The sequence below is a fragment of the Paenibacillus sp. G2S3 genome (assembly GCF_030123105.1).
Lineage (GTDB): Bacteria > Bacillota > Bacilli > Paenibacillales > Paenibacillaceae > Paenibacillus_AQ.
In genome coordinates this window covers 4,251,969-4,269,116 of sequence record NZ_CP126095.1, presented here as the reverse complement: position 1 = coordinate 4,269,116, position 17,148 = coordinate 4,251,969, and the positions used below count along the sequence as shown (strand labels likewise).

The 17,148-nt window shown below is 40.9% G+C and carries 13 protein-coding genes and 1 pseudogene; 12 read left to right on the top strand and 2 right to left on the bottom strand.

Annotated features, from left to right (window positions below):
* Positions 1-11: 11 nt before the first annotated feature.
* The 4 genes from QNH28_RS18740 to QNH28_RS18725 all read left to right on the top strand — a co-directional run bounded on the left by QNH28_RS18740 (position 12) and on the right by QNH28_RS18725 (position 3,889).
* A complete protein-coding gene (locus QNH28_RS18740) occupies positions 12-1,430 on the top strand; it encodes a PTS transporter subunit EIIC (RefSeq protein WP_283908014.1) in 1,419 nt (472 codons plus the stop codon).
* A 27-nt stretch (positions 1,431-1,457) separates the two neighbouring features.
* Positions 1,458-2,510, top strand: a complete 1,053-nt coding sequence (locus QNH28_RS18735) for a DUF871 domain-containing protein (protein WP_283908013.1) — start codon at positions 1,458-1,460, stop codon at positions 2,508-2,510.
* Between the two features lie 76 nt (positions 2,511-2,586).
* On the top strand, positions 2,587-3,423 hold the full coding sequence (locus QNH28_RS18730; RefSeq protein WP_481858398.1) for a MurR/RpiR family transcriptional regulator: 837 nt from the start codon (positions 2,587-2,589) through the stop codon (positions 3,421-3,423).
* Positions 3,424-3,589: 166 nt separating this feature from the next.
* The gene (locus tag QNH28_RS18725) at positions 3,590-3,889 is read left to right on the top strand and encodes a GyrI-like domain-containing protein (RefSeq protein WP_283908011.1); all 300 of its coding nucleotides are present in this window, start codon (positions 3,590-3,592) and stop codon (positions 3,887-3,889) included.
* Positions 3,890-3,961: 72 nt separating this feature from the next.
* On the opposite strand, the pseudogene QNH28_RS18720 reads toward QNH28_RS18725, so the two are convergent.
* Positions 3,962-4,096: pseudogene (locus tag QNH28_RS18720) on the bottom strand (helix-turn-helix domain-containing protein); the annotation flags it as partial.
* Between the two features lie 467 nt (positions 4,097-4,563).
* Here QNH28_RS18720 and QNH28_RS18715 point away from each other — a divergent pair.
* Positions 4,564-5,652, top strand: coding sequence for a DUF1648 domain-containing protein (locus tag QNH28_RS18715; protein WP_283908010.1), 1,089 nt, complete (start codon positions 4,564-4,566; stop codon positions 5,650-5,652).
* Between the two features lie 210 nt (positions 5,653-5,862).
* Positions 5,863-6,852 carry an aldo/keto reductase family protein gene (locus tag QNH28_RS18710; protein WP_283908009.1) on the top strand — a complete coding sequence of 330 codons (990 nt, stop codon included), beginning with the start codon at positions 5,863-5,865 and terminating at the stop codon, positions 6,850-6,852.
* An 8-nt stretch (positions 6,853-6,860) separates the two neighbouring features.
* Here the strand turns inward: QNH28_RS18710 and QNH28_RS18705 are convergent, their stop codons facing one another.
* Entirely contained in the window at positions 6,861-7,760 is a 900-nt protein-coding gene (locus QNH28_RS18705) for a LysR family transcriptional regulator (RefSeq protein ID WP_283908008.1), read from the bottom strand.
* 243 nt (positions 7,761-8,003) lie between these two features.
* On the opposite strand from QNH28_RS18705, the gene QNH28_RS18700 reads away from it, so the two are divergent.
* The 6 genes from QNH28_RS18700 to QNH28_RS18675 all read left to right on the top strand — a co-directional run bounded on the left by QNH28_RS18700 (position 8,004) and on the right by QNH28_RS18675 (position 16,983).
* Positions 8,004-8,846, top strand: coding sequence for a sugar phosphate isomerase/epimerase family protein (locus tag QNH28_RS18700; protein ID WP_283908007.1), 843 nt, complete (start codon positions 8,004-8,006; stop codon positions 8,844-8,846).
* Positions 8,847-9,113: 267 nt separating this feature from the next.
* The gene (locus tag QNH28_RS18695) at positions 9,114-10,613 is read left to right on the top strand and encodes a sensor histidine kinase (protein WP_283908006.1); all 1,500 of its coding nucleotides are present in this window, start codon (positions 9,114-9,116) and stop codon (positions 10,611-10,613) included.
* Entirely contained in the window at positions 10,591-11,283 is a 693-nt protein-coding gene (locus QNH28_RS18690; RefSeq protein ID WP_283908005.1) for a response regulator transcription factor, read from the top strand. Before QNH28_RS18695 ends, QNH28_RS18690 begins: the two co-directional genes overlap by 23 nt.
* Positions 11,284-11,432: 149 nt before the next feature.
* Positions 11,433-12,944 (top strand): S-layer homology domain-containing protein, encoded by a 1,512-nt coding sequence (locus tag QNH28_RS18685; RefSeq protein ID WP_283908004.1) that lies wholly within the window; start codon positions 11,433-11,435, stop codon positions 12,942-12,944.
* 141 nt (positions 12,945-13,085) lie between these two features.
* Positions 13,086-13,694 carry an ankyrin repeat domain-containing protein gene (locus tag QNH28_RS18680; protein ID WP_283908003.1) on the top strand — a complete coding sequence of 203 codons (609 nt, stop codon included), beginning with the start codon at positions 13,086-13,088 and terminating at the stop codon, positions 13,692-13,694.
* Between the two features lie 202 nt (positions 13,695-13,896).
* Complete coding sequence (locus QNH28_RS18675; RefSeq protein ID WP_283908002.1) at positions 13,897-16,983, top strand: ATP-binding protein; 3,087 nt, start codon at positions 13,897-13,899, stop codon at positions 16,981-16,983.
* The last annotated feature ends 165 nt before the right edge of the window (positions 16,984-17,148 follow it).

The window sequence follows — 17,148 nt, the reverse complement described above, 5'->3', positions numbered from 1 at the left end:
GGGGCATAAATATGAGTAAATATCATGATTTAGCGGTCAAAATATTAGGGGCTATTGGTGGCAGTTCAAATGTATCCGAATATACCCATTGCATGACTCGTCTTCGTGTAACTGTTGTTGATCGCAGTCGAATCGCTGAAGCGGAATTGAAGAAGATCGATGGGGTTCTAGGTGTAGTGGATGATGAAACGTATCAAATCATTCTCGGACCAGGGGTCGTGACCAAAGTAGCTGAAGAATTTGGAAAAGTGTTAGAAGGAAGTACCTCAGAGGGCAAAAGTTCTGCTTCGGCTGAACAATTACAAGCAAAAGGCGCTGAAATGAAAGCGCAATTAAAAAAGAAAAATGATACACCGTTCAAAAACTTTTTGCGAAAAATAGGAAATATTTTCATACCCCTAATTCCTGCATTCGTTGGAGCTGGTTTAATTGCGGGTATCGGCTCGATTCTAGCGAACAATATTACAGCAGGTAACTTAGACGCCACAACTTGGCAGCAATATGTAACGATATTAAATGTAATTAAAAATGCGATTTTTAGTTACTTAGTGATTTATGTCGGCATTAATGCAGCTAAAGAATTTGGAGCTACTCCTGCACTTGGTGGAGTGATCGGTGGGATAACGCTTTTAACAGGGGTTACAGCTGAACTGCCCATTCATAATATATTTACGGGCGCACCTTTAACACCAGGGCAAGGTGGGGTTATTGGTGTCCTAATCGCAGTATGGATTCTATCTATCGTTGAAAGATATTTGCGTAAAGTGATTCCGGATGCCGTTGATATTATCGTTACACCTACAATAGCCTTACTAGTCGTGGGGCTGATTACGATATTTTTCATCATGCCATTCGCTGGATTTATTTCTAATAACTTAATCGGAGCGATTAACTGGACGATAGAAGTTGGTGGTGCATTCTCTGGTTTTGTATTAGGGACAGCATTTTTACCACTTGTTATGTTAGGGCTGCATCAGGTATTGACGCCGATTCATATTGAGATGATCAATAGTTCAGGGATGACGCTATTACTTCCGATGCTTGCTATGGCTGGTGCGGGTCAAGTAGGGGCATCCATTGCCTTATGGATTCGTTGCAAGAAGAATAAATCATTAACAAACATGATTAAAGGTGCGCTTCCGGTTGGTATTCTGGGAATTGGCGAGCCATTGATTTATGGGGTTACTTTACCGTTAGGTCGTCCTTTCATTACAGCTTGTATTGGTGGAGGTATTGGTGGTGCGGTCATTGGATTATTTGGTAACGTTGGAGCGATCGCTATTGGGCCGTCTGGCGTCGCGTTAATTCCATTGATTGCGAATGGATTATGGTTGAAATATGTAATAGGGTTACTTGCAGCTTACGCTGGTGGATTTATAGCTACTTATTTATTCGGTACACCAAAAGAGGCTATGGCAGAACAGGAATAACTGATCAGAAATACTGAGGTGATTCGAATGCTGGGGATTTCAATTTTTGTAGCGGATCGGACGTTAGAAGAAAACCTGAATTATATGAAAGAAATGAAGGAAGCAGGTTGTACAGAAATATTCACATCTCTTCATATGCCAGAAGATGATATAGAACTACTGAAGGAGAAATTGCTGGAAATCGCAAACGCTGCCAAACAATTAAAAATGGAATTGATAGCAGATATTTCGGGGAAAACATTGGAAAAATTTTCTTCCCCCTTTTTATTAGAATCTGGAGTTACAGGTTTGCGGATGGATTTTGGATTTAGTGCCTCTGAAATTGCTGCCTTTTCACATAAAATGAAAATTGCCTTAAACGCTAGCACTTTAACGCCAAAGTTCTTAGCAACATTAAAAGAACATCATATCTGTCTGGAGAACATTGAAGCTTGGCATAATTATTATCCCCGCCCGGAAACAGGCCTTGATAAAGAAGCATTTATAGAGAAGAACAAATGGCTGAAGTCTGAAGGGATTACTACAATGGCCTTTATTCCTGGAGATGGGCTGAAGAGAAAACCATTATTTGAAAGCTTGCCTACATTAGAGAAGCATCGGAATCAATCTTCTTTTCTGGCATACTTGGAATTAGAGAAGGATTGTGCCGTGGACAAAATTTTCGTTGGAGATTTAACAATTTCAGCATGGTCTCGGCATCAATTTCAAAGCTATGAAGAAGGCATTATTCCTTTGCGGGTAACCAAAGAACTGCCTTATGCCTTATGGGATATTGTTCATCAAAACCGCCTTGACGCTGCTCGTGATGTGGTTCGCTCTGAAACTGCACGAACAGATGAAGCACGTTTTGTAATGACAAAAAATATCTCTCCTATGCATACGACCAAGCGACCTAAAGGAACGATTACGGTCGATAATTATTTGTATGGCCGCTATGAACATGAGTTACAGATCACATTAACGGATCTGCCGGCACATGAAGGCGTTAATGTGATTGGTCATGTAATAGAAGAAGACATTCCTTTATTGGACTACGTTAGAAAAGGGGGAAGCCGTTTTTCCTTTGCAACTGCTACTTAATGAATACTCCCCTCTATTTTGTTACAATAAGGAAAATAGATTAAGTAGAGGAGATAAGGACTTGGTAGTAGGAAGTATGATTTCTCAAATTGAACTAGTACTAAATGAACTGCCAGAATCGGAAAAAAAAGTAGCCGAATACATTCTTGCAAATGCTAAAGAAGTGATGCATATGACCATACATGATTTAGCAACGAAAGCGGAGGCAAGCAGTGCGGCGGTTGTTCGTTTTTGCAGGTCGCTAGGAATAGATGGTTTCCCTGCACTGAAAATCCGTTTATCTGCGGAAGTAGAAAACACGCCGCATGTTGGCTATTTTGATGTTGAATCGAATGAAACGGTGCATTCTATCATCGATAAAATGTTGTCGAACACAATACTGACTTTTCAGAATACGGCCAGTCAACTGGACGCACAATCTATTGAGCAGGCAGTAAGCCTGTTACAACAGGCAGAAGTTATTTATGTTTATGGGATAGGAGCCTCTTTCATTATTGCAGAAGATGCAGCACAAAAATGGCTTCGGCTAGGCAAAAATGTATATGCGATTTCAGATCGTCATTTATTAGCCGCGGCGATGGCTACGAAATCAGAAAACGCCGTCTTCTGGGGTATTTCGTATAGCGGTGAAACGAGAGAGGTTATTCAATTAATAAAACGAGCTAAGGAACAGGGAATAAAAACAATTAGCCTCACTCGTCCTGGAAATAACAAGCTTTCTCAGCTTGCTGATGTTTCTTTATTTACATCACGTGCGCCGGAAGCACAGCTTCGTAGTGCGGCAACAAGCTCTAGATTTGCTCAATTATTTGTGCTCGATATTGTCTTTAGCGCATATGCTTCTGCTCAGCATGATTTTACTGTGGAGCAGCTAGCGAAGACAAGAAAAATGATTGAAATCTTGTATGATTAATGTTGTGATAAGCCTACTCATTGAATGGAGGAGATTTTCTGGAAGCTAAAATAATATCATTAGCCCCTTTTCATGTTGTAGGCTACAAAATTGAAGTAGATATTAAAGAAAAGACGAAATTCAAAACAAGAAAAATGAGAATGTGATTTTAATGCAGATTTATCCTATGAATTCCGATTTTAATCCTCAGCTGGATAGGTTTACACATATTCTTTGTTATGAAGTAAGTAAACAAGGTGATGTTCCGTTAGATATGATAGGTCATGCTGTCGGTGAGAGTAAGTATGTTACTTACACACATCAGGGACTTGAATCGGAACTTAGTCAATCATATGACTATTTATATGGCCAATGGATTAGAGAAACTGGAAATGAACCAAAGGATTATGATTTTGAAATCTGGGATGAAAGATATAAACCAAAAAGTCTAGACAATGAGATTGATTTGTTTGTAGCATTGAAATAATTATTTAAGCTTTAACCTAAACGTAAACAAGCTCCTGTGATTATCACAGGAGCTTGTTTATGCTGCGGATTATTATTTTTTGCTGGGATAGCGTTTATGGTTATCGGTCTGACCTAAAATATAGTCGATGCTTACTTTATGGAAATTAGCTAGCGTAATTAAAACAGCGCTCGGAACATCCAGATTTCCATTCTCGTAGCGGGAGAATTTGAATGAGTTAATTAAGCCAAGTGATCCGGAATTGCAGAAGATCAATCAGAAAATCATTATTTTTTTGAGATGCTCAAAGAGAGGTTATCCGAAGATTATCTTTTATCCAAGGTTATAAAATAGGAGCATTAATCCGAAATCCTGTCTATCGTTTCGTGGCTATGCATCGAAAAAAATTGGGATAATGAAAACCTGTCCTTTACCTACATAGAATTTCAAACAGATGTACTTGCCATAATTCAGTTGTCAGATGAGTAGCTCTGTGTAGCGGAAAAACTGGATAAATTGTTAATTTCACCCCTATAGTCACTAAAATCGATTATAATAAAATTTATGTTCAAGTCGATTACCTATCCTAAGTTAATAGGATAATCATACGCAAAAAGGCATAGTGATGAATCGCCTATGCTATAAGGGTATAGAATTTTCAAATACACACTTATGTATAAGAGGAGGCGAATGATATGACGATAATGCCTGTTATAGTAATGATCTTTGTATTTGTACCTGCCATTGTACTCATGGTAAGCATGCCTTATTTAACAAGAGAGACGATTAGTTTTGGGGTCACCGTCAGCCCTGTACAATTCCATAGTGAGCCTCTGCGCCAGATACGGAAGTCATATGCTAGGATTAGTGCTACCTTGCATACCATCTTATTCATTGTTTGTATCATCTGTCTACTATACGGTGATGAACATTCCAAGCAACAAAGTTGGATCATTGTCACTTATTCACTCGCCATGGTCGGAATCTCCCTAGTCATAAACATTAGCTATCATTTCAAAATGAAAAGTTTACTACCTATGCTGCCTATTGCTCTGGAACCATCGATCATGGCAGTGGACACTGGATTTCGGAAAAGAAACATTGGCTTGTCTAATAATTGGTTCCTCATTCATGTTTTAATTACTGTTGTTAGTATTGTAACTGTGCTACGCAACTACGATCTGATTCCTGATCAGATTCCGATCCATTACAACAGCAGTTGGAACGTAGACCGCTATGCAGCTAAATCTTTTAGTTCTGTGTTTATGCCTACGATAATGCAAGTGTTCTTAACACTTTTGTTCATATTTGAGAATTGGAGTATTCGCAGAGTAAAGCAGCAGGTTCAACCCAATGATCCTAACCGTTCCATCAGACAAGACGCAACTTACCGCCGTACTTGGTCATATTTTATGCTTACAGCAAGCTTCTTAATGGTTATCCTGTTTTCTGTCGTGCAACTAAACATGATATCTCTGCTTAACATGAATTTCGCTATCCCTATTATCCTAATCATAATAGCCCTTATTATCCTATACGCCTTGGCCTTAACGTTCTGGGCTGGTCAGGGCGAAAGCCGCTTGGAGCGATCTGCCGATGGCTCCAATGTCAGACCTGTCCATGATGATGATAAATGGCGATTAGGTATGATTTATTTCAATCGTAAAGATCCAAACCTAATCGTCAAGAAAAGGCTCGGAGTCGGCTGGGGATTAAATTTCGGTCACCCAGTAAGCTGGCTGTTTTGGCTCGGAATTATTGTACTGTTAGTTGTGGTGCGGTAACAAGGCTTGGAGGTTAATACTCACCGTAGTATTGGCGAAGTTAGAGTTTCGAAACAGAATATTTACCGAAAAAAACGCCTAAAGGGCGTTTTTTATTATCTTTAAGTATCTCAGTAATATCTTTTTTGAATTAAAGTACATATTAAAGAGTATTTCTCGTATTAATATCTCTTTGTTACAATCAGAATGTTATCTAAAGGAGGGTATAAAATGAACTATCGCAAATTAGGAACGAGTGGCTTACATCTAAGTGAGATTGCTTATGGTAATTGGATTACACATGGTTCTCAAGTGGACAATGATACTGCCCATGCTTGTGTTCACGCTGCATTGGATGTAGGGATCACAACATTTGATACTGCAGATGTATATTCCGATACGAAAGCTGAGATGGTGCTGGGCCAAGCATTAAAAGGAGTGCACAGAGCTGATATCGAATTGTGTACCAAGGTGTGCCATCCCACAGGGACGGGACGTAACGCAAGAGGTCTGTCTCGCAAGCATATTATGGAGGCGTGCCATGCTTCACTGAACAGATTACAGACCGATTATATTGATATCTATTATGCGCATCGCTTTGACGCAACAGTATCCCTTGAAGAGACCTTCTTGGCTTTTTCGGATCTGGTGCGTCAAGGTAAGGTTCTCTATGTCGGGATAAGTGAGTGGACGGTGGATCAGATAGCAGAAGGTGCTGTTTTGGCGAGGGAATTGAAGGTGCCATTGGTGGCTAGTCAACCTCAATATTCGATGTTATGGCGCGTAATGGAGACGGAGGTAGTTCAAGCTTGTGAGCGGGAAGGGATTGGACAGGTGGTCTGGTCACCGCTTGCTCAAGGGATTCTTTCAGGCAAATATATGCCAGGGCAACCATTGCCAGAGGGTTCTCGTGCTTCAACAGCTGCGGGCTCACCTTTTATGAATAAATTGGCGGGTCAATGGCTTCGGACTGAGGTGCTTGAGGCGATCTCGAATCTCTCTACCATCGCCAGCGAAGTTGGGTTGACGCTTCCGCAATTGGCTATAGCATGGGTGTTGCAAAATCCACAAGTCTCATCTGCAATTATTGGGGCATCCAAGCCTGAGCAAGTAATAGAAAATGCCAAAGCTGCGGGAGTTCGTCTGGATAGGGAAGTTATGATGCAAATCGATAGGGTGCTAGAAGGACTCGTTGAACGTGATCCTAGAAAAACGGGCTGAATATTAAATCATTCACCATTAATAACTTCTGAACTCATTTGTCCTATGATCTCTAGTAACGCGGATAAGGAGGCACGATCGGAATCGGTTCTCCAAGCGGCATAAAGGGGAATCGATGGTGTGCTTTCTTCAAAGGGACGAAATACGACACCTTCGCGCTGAAAAATAGCAACTGATGAGGGCACAATGGAAACTCCAAGATTAGCAGCTACCAAGTTTACAATGGTGTACATCTGAATGGCTTCCTGTACAACATTCGGATACATGTCGTGTTGGGCGCAGAAGCTCATAATGAGGTCATGAAAAGGAGCTCCTAAATGACGTGGGAACGATATAAATGGCTCTAAAGCTAAAGAGCGAATGGATAACACCGGTAAATGAGCTAGGTGATGCTGCTCTGGAAAAACGGCAATAAGCGATTCATTGACTATGGGACGATGCTCGATATGTTTGCTGGGCTCTGTATAACGTACAAATCCAATGTGAATCGTTCCTTCATGTAAAGCCTGCCACTGCTGAGCAGACGTCATCTCATGTAATGTGAGTTGTACTTGTGGATAACGTTCCCGAAACATTTTTAACATATCAACCAATACTCCACCAGCAGCAGAATCTATAAATCCAATGTTCAAATGTCCGATAATTCCTTTATCGACTAATTGTGTTGTTTTAATAGAGCGTTCCAGTTGAGATAGAATGGATTTAGCCTCCTCTAGAAATACCGCCCCCGCTGGCGTTAGACGAACTTGTCTTTTGTTCCGTTCTAATAGTTTCACACCAATCTCATTCTCCAGAGCTTGAATTTGCTGGCTTAAGGGAGGCTGCGTCATATTTAGCTTCTCTGCTGCACGGTTAAAATGCAGTTCCTCTGCTACTGCGATAAAGTATTGCAATTTTTTTATGTCCATACTGTTCAATCTCCCTTGAAATGCTTCTCCAAGCAAGTATAAGGATCTTTGAACGAAAATGAAAGGAAGGGCTTGTCGTCCCCCCATAAGCCTCCTACCCCATCTTAATTTTTGACAAAAAACATTATTGCAATTAGATCGTAGAATTTGTTAAAGGGGACTAGAGATGGTTTTATTCGAGTGCACGATGCGCTAGACTAGAAATGACGAACTGTTAGATTGGTCATAAGGGGGAGAACGACGATGATAAGAGGATTAACAACAGCAGGTCTGGGTGAGATGGGTTCTAATGAAGAATATATCAGACTTGCGAGCCAATTCGGCTTTCAGTCGATAGACGCAAATCCATTGGAGTTAGTGCAGCAGTATGGTAAGGATGGGGCTGTTCAATTGCTAGAAAGCCATGGCATCAGGTTAGGATCATTTGGTTTAGTGGTAGATTGGCGCACAACAGAGGAAAGCTTTAGGGAAGGGTTGAAATCGCTTACTCAAATGGCTGAGGCCGCTGCTGCATTAAATTGTACGACATGTTGTACATATATTTTACCTTCGACAGATCTTCCGGTCGCACCTTTTATGATTGCAGCCACAAGACGTTTAAGACTATGCGCGGAAATATTAGGCGCTTATGGAATTACATTAGCATTAGAGTTCGTAGGCCCTCATCACTTACGTACACAATGGGCAAATCCACTGATCTGGACGATGCAAGATACGTTGAGCTGGATGGAGACGATTCAAGTAAGAAATATCGGATTGTTATTGGATTCTTACCATTGGTATACGAATGGATTAACGAGTGAGGATCTGCTGAAATTACAACCGCATCAAATTGCGTATGTCCATATCAATGATGCTAAGCCTCTACCGATAGAGGAATTGTTAGATTTCGATCGATTGTATCCAGGAGAAGGTTCTATTGATCTCACAGGATTCTTGGGAAGCCTGAAAAAGATCGGGTATACCGGTGTGATCGCCCAAGAAGTTCTGGCGCCAGCTTCCGCGCAAAGTTCATCTGAATTATTTTCTCGTTCTAAAGCAGGCTTCGATAAAGTATTCTCATCACTGGAAAACGTACCCATATAGATTGAACTTGAAAATATTCAAAAAAGGGAAAAGTGCTGGTAGTCTAAACATTCTCTGGAGTCACGGCCAACCCGAAATAGGAAAATCATCAGATCAATCTATATAGCATTTGATGATCTCGCGTAAATTAAGTTCTATAAAAACTTCTGCCGAAGTGTTGGTAGAAGTTTTTTTCTGTTAGCAAACGCTCTCCCCATGTGATAGTATTTCACTAAAATACGGAGATGACTATTTAGCGGATCCAATGCTAGTGAGAGGGGAACTGTCGTGTCGATTCGGATAAAATTACTGTTATCTTATACGGGAATGCTAGTCGTTAGTTTACTTATCATCGTAATGACGGCAGCTTTATTTACAATTGCATCAACTGGAGATATTCATAGTCTTCGGGATTTTTATAAAGTGCACTATCAATTAAATCCGTTGTCGGAGCAAGAAGAGTCGATTTTTTTAGAATTAAAGTATTTAGCCAAGCATGACCCGGATGAATTGCAGAACAAGGATTTGTTACTGGAATATGATTTTAAGCTAAAGACAGAGAAAGCGGGACTATTTGTAAGGCGAGTGAATGACCCTGTGTTTGAATCACGCACCTTCAATCAACCTGAATTAAAGGATGCTTTACCTCCTTACGATCTCAATAACTATCAGATTCGTAACACGTTTAATATTAAAGAAAGATTTTATGGCTATGCCAAATTTGACTTTAAATATTCGGATGGGGCGAAAGGCAGTGTTTTCGTCATCAAAGAGCATAGTCCTTTTGCGGAACTCACACGGAGGCTGCTACCGATCTTTTCATTGATATTAATTGGCGTTCTTGTGGTTGCGAATGTGCTATTATATCGCTGGATTACACGAAGTGTTATTAAGCCACTGAACAAGTTAAGGGATTCCGCAGAACGAATTCAAGAGGGTGACCTTCAATTTGAACTTAACCTGCAATCCAAAGATGAGATTGGGGAGTTAAATAAAGCGTTTGAGACGATGAGACAGAGGTTACAAGAGTCAGTGAACCTTCGTCTGCAATATGAGGAGAATCGGAAAGAATTAATCTCAAATATTTCACATGATTTACGTACTCCGATTACGAATATTAAAGGGTTTATTGAAGGCATACGAGATGGTGTCGCCAATACACCCGAGAAGATGGACATGTACGTCGACATTATTTATAACAAAACCATTGGAATGGATAAATTGGTTGATGAATTGTTCCTATATTCCAAGCTGGATTTGAATCAGGTCCCATTTTCGTTCGAAGCAGTGGATATTATTGCATTCCTTGAGGATTGTATCGAAGAGATGCGCTACCATAACGAAAATAAAGGAGTTTCTTTTCAGCTAGACGACAATAATTCCGAACGTATTGAGGTTATAGCAGATTTGGATAAATTAAAACGGGTATTACTGAACGTAATTGGAAATGCGCTGAAATATATGGACAAGTCGAGTCCTTTAATCCGTTTTTCTCTACAAGTGGATAGTGAGTGGGTGACTGTAGAAGTGAAGGATAATGGAATGGGTATTGATACTGAAGCTCTTCCACATATCTTTGAACGGTTTTATCGTGCAGAACCTTCTCGGAACCTATCGACAGGCGGTAGTGGACTTGGTCTTGCGATCGCTCGTCAGATTATTGAAGGGCATGGTGGATCGATATGGATGGAAAGTGAACCAGGTGTGGGATCAAGCCTGTTCTTTACTTTAAAGCGAACGACCGACGAAGGAGGATTTCATTCGCATGACACGGATTCTGATTATTGAAGATGAGGCAACGATAGCACAATTGGAAAAAGATTATTTTGAGCTGAATGGTTTTGCCGTGGATATATGTCATACAGGTTCTGAGGGGCTTGGGCAGGCTCTTGAAGGGGATTACAATCTTATTATCGTAGATTTGCAGTTACCTGGCATCGATGGCTTTGAATTATGCCGCCGTATTAGGGAGGCTAAGGAAGTGCCGATCTTTATCGTATCTGCGAAAAAAGAGGAGATCGATAAGCTTCGGGCGTTTAATCTCGGAGCGGATGATTATATTACGAAGCCCTTTAGTCCAAGTGAATTAGTGGCAAGAGCTAAGGCGCACCTAACAAGATATGAACGCATGCTCAGTAAGCTAGAGCCAATGGAGAAGCATGAGATTCAAATCCGTGGAGTTCATATCGATAAAAATTCCCGAAGGGTGTTTGTACGTAATCAGGAGGTTTTGTTTACCGCGCGGGAGTTCGATGTTCTGGTCTTTTTAGCGAGTCATCCGAATCGGGTGTTTAGCAAAGATGATCTATTCGAACGGATCTGGGGGATGGACTCCAGCGGGGATATCGCAACGGTTACAGTTCATATTCGCAAAATACGGGAGAAGCTGGAAGCGGACCCTTCGAATCCACAGTATATTGAAACAGTGTGGGGTGCGGGATACCGATTTACGGTGTAATGGCGTTTTTCTTGACGATTTTCGATAATTTTAAGCTCTAGTTAATATTTTATTAATAAATCGTTTCTTGGGAGTTTATTTCTTTCCATTATCATTTAGTTATAGACATGAGCAACAAATAACTTAATGATTTTTGAGGGGGAAATACAGTGAGAATCGTTTCTAAAAAAGCAGCAGCATTAATGGTCGCAGCAACACTAGGTGCAACCTCTTTACCCTTTGCCGTGTTAAATGTACAAGCAGCACCTGCTTCAAGCAACATAGGGATATCTACAGCAGCATCTAAGTTATCAGATAAAGAAATTCAAGAAGCCGTTGAAGTACTTTCGGGACTAGGTGTGTTACAGGGTTATGCAGATCATTCGATGGGTGTGAACAATCCAATCAATCGTGCAGAATTAGCGAAAATGGTAGTATTGACTTTTAAATTACAAAGCGCTGAAGAGAACACTGCCCCATTCACCGATGTGAACTCTAACGTATGGTATTACAAATATGCGTCAGTACTTGTTGGTTTAGGGATAATGGAAACGGATGATGGTAAATTTAGCCCTAATAAAACGGTAACGGATGAAGAAATCGTGCAAATTGTATCGAAGGCGTTGAAGCGTGACGTCTTATCGGTTAACTACTGGATTAATCAATTGAATTCTAATACGGAACCCGCAACACGTGGAGAAGTAGCGGCCTTACTAAATACAGCACGTAAAGCAATGCCTTCCGAAAAAGCTCAAATTACAAGTGTGAGATCGATTAATGAAATTACATTAATCGTAACCTTAGATGCTCCTTTGACAGCTGAGAATGAGGTGTTTGCTAAAGCAAAAGAAGATTTTGTATTCAATGACGGTCTAACCTTAACGAATATGCCGCGGCTGAAATCGGGTTCCGTTGCAACGTACATTGTTCCTACATCGGTGCAAAAAGCTGGAACAACCTATAATTTAACGTACAAAGGTAAGAATGCAGGATCATTTGTAGGAAACGCAGCCAAGGTGGATATGACAGCAACCACTCAGGTAACCAACGACACCTTTGAGATTGAAGCACTGAAAACAAATGGCGTCATTGACTATGGATATGTCATCTCTGCATACAGTGGTGGTCGTGGTGCTAACGCATTTGTTTTGGATGAGAACAACAGAGCAAATGGTATTACGTATCAAATCATTCCTTCCATGCAAGGTAGACAAGTAACGATTACACCAGAAGGCGGGGCATCCATCGTTGCCAAGTATGTTCCATTTACACAATCAACAGATGGTAAGATTGAGCCGAAATTCCGACTTCCTGAAGGACAAGTCTTGAAACCAGGTGTGAAATATACCGTAACATCCGACTGGGCCAATATATCAAATCCTTCATTCGAAGCAAAAGAAATAGCGCCACTACAACTCTCTGGCGCTGAAGCTGTCAGCGATACATCCATCAATGTATCCTTGGTTCAAGACCCTGAAGATGAATTGTTTTCGGGTCGTAGTGTACAACTAACCGCTCCAAACGGAGAGAAATGGGTTGCAACCTATAAATTCTCCAGTCGTAAAGGTGCCGTAGGTGTATTCGATATTACGGATAGCGGTAAATTGGCTGCTGGGACAGTGTATACTGTGACACCACTAGGCGCATGGGCAACCTCTCAAGCCACATTCACTTCGAAATAAGGCGAGTCTACATGAAAGGTGTTGAATGTCATGCGCTTTCTCGTCTTAACACTCTTCCTCTTTATTTCAGGATGTCAGACAGATGATTTCAAGGTGTTAAACAGCCAAGAGCAGCAATCAACTCAGGAGGTGAACAATGAAATGGATAAGCTGAACCAAGCGCTGTTAGCAGCGACTCGTGAAGGGGATAAGGAGCTTATAACAAAACTATTAACAGACGGTGCAGATATTGATGTTACAGATAATGAGGGTAGAACGCCCGCTTTAATCGCTGTACACACGAATCAACTGGATATATTTAAATTATTGCTTGAAAAAGGTGCCAACATCAATATCCGCGACAATCGCTCGGATAATCCACTTCTTTATGCAGGCGCTGAAGGAATGCTTGATTTTGTGAAGGTATCTATTGCTGCAGGTGCTGATACCTCAATTGTGAATAGGTTTGGGGGGACCGCACTCATCCCTGCTGCAGACCGTGGTCATGTGGATATTGTGGAAGAACTTCTTACAAGTTCTGACGTCAATATTGATCATGTCAATAATCTGGGTTGGACTGCATTACTAGAAGCTATCATACTAGGCGATGGGGGCAAAGAACATCAGGCTATAGTGCAATTGTTAATACATCATGGTGCTGATATTCATATAGCAGATTCTAACGGTGTTAGTCCCTTACAGCATGCGCAAAATAGGGGTTATCAAAAAATGGTAGAAATGCTAATGAACAAGAGTAGTGATTCGATATAATTTAAAAAAAGGGAACTCCGCTCAAAATGGAGTTTCTTTTTTTGTCCTTTGAAACTAGGATTACCCACCTCTATAAACCTCATAATATAGTATAATCAGACTATAATATTCAATAGTGGAAGATGGGAATATAGCACTATTAAATTTATCGAAGAATGAGGCGTACATGAGAACTCCGGAGAATAAAATTAAGTTAAGTCATATGTTATACATAGTAGTATTTATCGGTCTTTTAATTATTGTACGTTGGGGCTGGTATAATCATTTTTCGTTATCCAATCCTCCTGCTTTGAAGCAAGGCGTGTTAGATTTACGTGGGGTGGACATTGAATCACTAAGCACCTTTCCGCTGGATGGTGAATGGGAGTTTTATCCCGAACAATGGGTGAATGCTACCAATATCGACAACGCTACGAAGGGGCAGAGGCTTCAGGTACCGGGTAACTGGAATGCTATATTTAAGCCTGAAGAGCAAAAAAAGGCATATGGATACGGAACTTATCATTTGCGAATTCTGCTGGATCAACCCTTATCTGAGCCACTTAGCTTTTGGTTCCAATCTATCTATACTGCTTCTGAAGTGGAGATTAATGGAACAGTTCTCTCACGGTTTGGTGTGTTATCTGATGAGAAAGAAGGCCATGTTTCTGTCACCAAGTCATTCCTGATCAGTTATACACCGATAGATCAGAACCAAATGGATCTGTTTGTTCGGGCGTCAAATTATGAGTCTCCGTTAAAAGGAGGCATTGTTAGGTCTGTAGAGTTTGGCATTCAACATGAGATAGATACAGTCTACTGGAATTCCATCGGCTTGCAGCTAATCGTAGGGGTACTGCTTCTACTACATGGGCTGTATTTGTTGATCATCTATTTGATGGATGTGCGAAAAACAGAGTTGATTATTTTCTTCTCGATGATGGTTGCAGCGGCTGTATCCATTGGGGTTGAACATAATGGACTATTGTTCCGGTTTCTTCAGGTTGATTTTGCCTGGACGTTGAAGCTAAAGGTTCTTTCGTATATAGGGTTCTGCTTGTTCCTGTTCCTGATGGGTAGAGAGCTTTATGGGAATCTGCGGAAAGGCAAGGCCTTTTATAGTTACATCTTCTCACTCCTCGTTTTTACACTATTTATAATCTTTGGTCCAGAAGAGACAGTACTATATTCAATCGAAAAAGAGGTCTATATGATCCTGTATTACGTTCCAGTATGTTGGACGGCTTATTATTTTATAAAGATGGTATCCATTCGAGCTGAGGGTGCACTATTTTTATTATGTTCAGTGCTTGCTGTGATTAACAATATACTATGGGCGTCTGTTTATTACGCAGGAACCTCGCAATTTATGTTTTATCCGGTAGATTTAATTGCTGCACTAGCCACTTTTTCTGCCTATTGGTTTAGAAGATACTTTAATCAGTCCCATCAGAATGTGTTATTAAACGCTCAATTGGCAGAGACGAATAAATTAAAAGACCGTTTTCTGGCGAATACGTCACATGAACTACGGACTCCCCTACATGGAATTATGAATATTGCCCAGAGCGTGTTAACGAGGAAAAAACATGTGCTGGATGAAGAGAGTCAACGTGATATGGAACTGCTAATTATGGTTAGTCGGCGGATGTCGCTCATGCTGAATGATTTGCTTGATGTGGTGAGATTGCAGGATAAACGGATTGTGATGAATATAAAAGCAGTGCATGTAAGCTCCTTGGCTGAGGGCGTGCTGGATATGTTACGCTTCCTTACCGGTGGAACAAAGGTGGAGCTTAGCATGCATATTAATGAGGATTTGCCGCGTGTACATGCTGATGAGGAGCGATTGGTACAGATTCTGATAAATCTTGTTCATAATGCACTTAAGTATACCGAACAGGGTAAGGTTGAACTGGTCGCTGAACAAGTGGGTAGGGATGTATGGATACATGTTACGGATACAGGAATAGGTATGGATGAGGCATTGAAGAAACGTGTCTTTATGCGCTATGAACAAGGGGCTTACGGGGAAGGTGGTATTGGACTGGGACTTAGCATCTGCAAGGAACTGGTCGAGCTGCACGGGAGTGAATTATTGCTGCAATCGCAGCCGGGTCAGGGGAGTAAGTTCAGCTTCAAATTACCCGTAGTAGATGAGCGTGTTCAATCATCAATTTCGGAAGTTCAACTAGAAAAGGATACGATAACATTATCACCATTCAGCGCATGGATAACAGCTGAGACATCTACTATGGTAGCTGCCACATATTCCACGAAGGAAGTAGAGCCACTCTCTAAGGTTGATTCAGACTCTGATATTATACGTGTTCTGGCAGTTGACGATGATTCGGTCAATCTAAAAGTTTTACAAAATATTTTGTCAGATGGAACCTATCAGATGGTTACTGCGACTTCTGCACGGGAAGCGCTGGATAAGTTAAACCATGATCGATTTGATCTGATCATCACTGATGTGATGATGCCGGGCATGTCTGGTTATGAATTGACAAGATTGATTCGTGAGCGGTTCACGATGTATGAATTACCTATTATACTACTGACTGCTCGTAGTGAGCGGGAGGATGTCTATGCGGGCTTCTTGGCTGGAGCAAATGATTATGTCACCAAACCGGTAGATGCGATGGAATTGAAGTATCGCGCCTTGTCCCTTTCATCTATGAAGCGAGCGGTCAATGATCGGTTAAGGATGGAGGGTGCTTATTTACAAGCGCAGATCCATCCACACTTTCTCTTCAATACACTGAATTCGATCATGTCCTTAAGTGACTTTGACACTGCCAAAATGAGAGAGTTATCAGATGCATTCACAACTTATTTGCGCATAAGTTTTGACTTCTTAAATGCAGGCAAGCTCGTTACGCTGTCACAGGAGCTTAAACTGGTAGAGAATTATATATATATCCAGCAGCAACGTTTTGAAGAGAGACTCCATGTGGAATGGGAAGTAGATGCGAATCTTGAAATGTTGATGCCTCCGCTTACGATTCAACCACTAGTTGAGAATGCTGTTCGACATGGCGTTTTAAGTCGCGCTAAAGGTGGAACACTGCGTATTCACATTGAGACACGTGCGGATGCTGTTCATTTTAACATTGTAGATACAGGGATTGGAATGGACGAAGCACAAGTCAGCAAGCTGTTAAATCCGAATGGCTATAAGAATCAAGGAATTGGGCTGCTTAATACGGATAGAAGACTGACACAATTATATGGACAGGGCTTGCACATTCAAAGTATTCCTGGCTTGGGAACTACGGTGTCATTTATCATTCCTGATAAGGATTGATTGTGTAAAGCAAGCTAAGTAGATTGATTATGATTATGGGATAACTCCTTGGGAGTTATCTCTTTTTTTGTGTAATTCTTTTAATGAATTATGAAATATTTTGCTATTATTCTATCGGAGATTGTAAAAATAAAAACTATCTGCCATTATTACAAAGAAGGCAAA

Excerpts from the sequence above, each read along its gene's own strand:
- QNH28_RS18740 (WP_283908014.1), top strand. The coding sequence starts at position 12 with ATGAGTAAATATCATGATTTAGCGGTCAAAATATTAGGGGCTATTGGT.
- QNH28_RS18725 (WP_283908011.1), top strand. The coding sequence starts at position 3,590 with ATGAATTCCGATTTTAATCCTCAGCTGGATAGGTTTACACATATTCTT.
- QNH28_RS18710 (WP_283908009.1), top strand. The coding sequence starts at position 5,863 with ATGAACTATCGCAAATTAGGAACGAGTGGCTTACATCTAAGTGAGATT.
- QNH28_RS18735 (WP_283908013.1), top strand. The coding sequence starts at position 1,458 with ATGCTGGGGATTTCAATTTTTGTAGCGGATCGGACGTTAGAAGAAAAC.
- QNH28_RS18730 (WP_481858398.1), top strand. The coding sequence starts at position 2,587 with ATGATTTCTCAAATTGAACTAGTACTAAATGAACTGCCAGAATCGGAA.
- QNH28_RS18715 (WP_283908010.1), top strand. The coding sequence starts at position 4,564 with ATGACGATAATGCCTGTTATAGTAATGATCTTTGTATTTGTACCTGCC.
- QNH28_RS18680 (WP_283908003.1), top strand. The coding sequence starts at position 13,086 with ATGGATAAGCTGAACCAAGCGCTGTTAGCAGCGACTCGTGAAGGGGAT.
- QNH28_RS18705 (WP_283908008.1), bottom strand. The coding sequence starts at position 7,760 with ATGGACATAAAAAAATTGCAATACTTTATCGCAGTAGCAGAGGAACTG.
- QNH28_RS18700 (WP_283908007.1), top strand. The coding sequence starts at position 8,004 with ATGATAAGAGGATTAACAACAGCAGGTCTGGGTGAGATGGGTTCTAAT.
- QNH28_RS18690 (WP_283908005.1), top strand. The coding sequence starts at position 10,591 with ATGACACGGATTCTGATTATTGAAGATGAGGCAACGATAGCACAATTG.
- QNH28_RS18675 (WP_283908002.1), top strand. The coding sequence starts at position 13,897 with ATGTTATACATAGTAGTATTTATCGGTCTTTTAATTATTGTACGTTGG.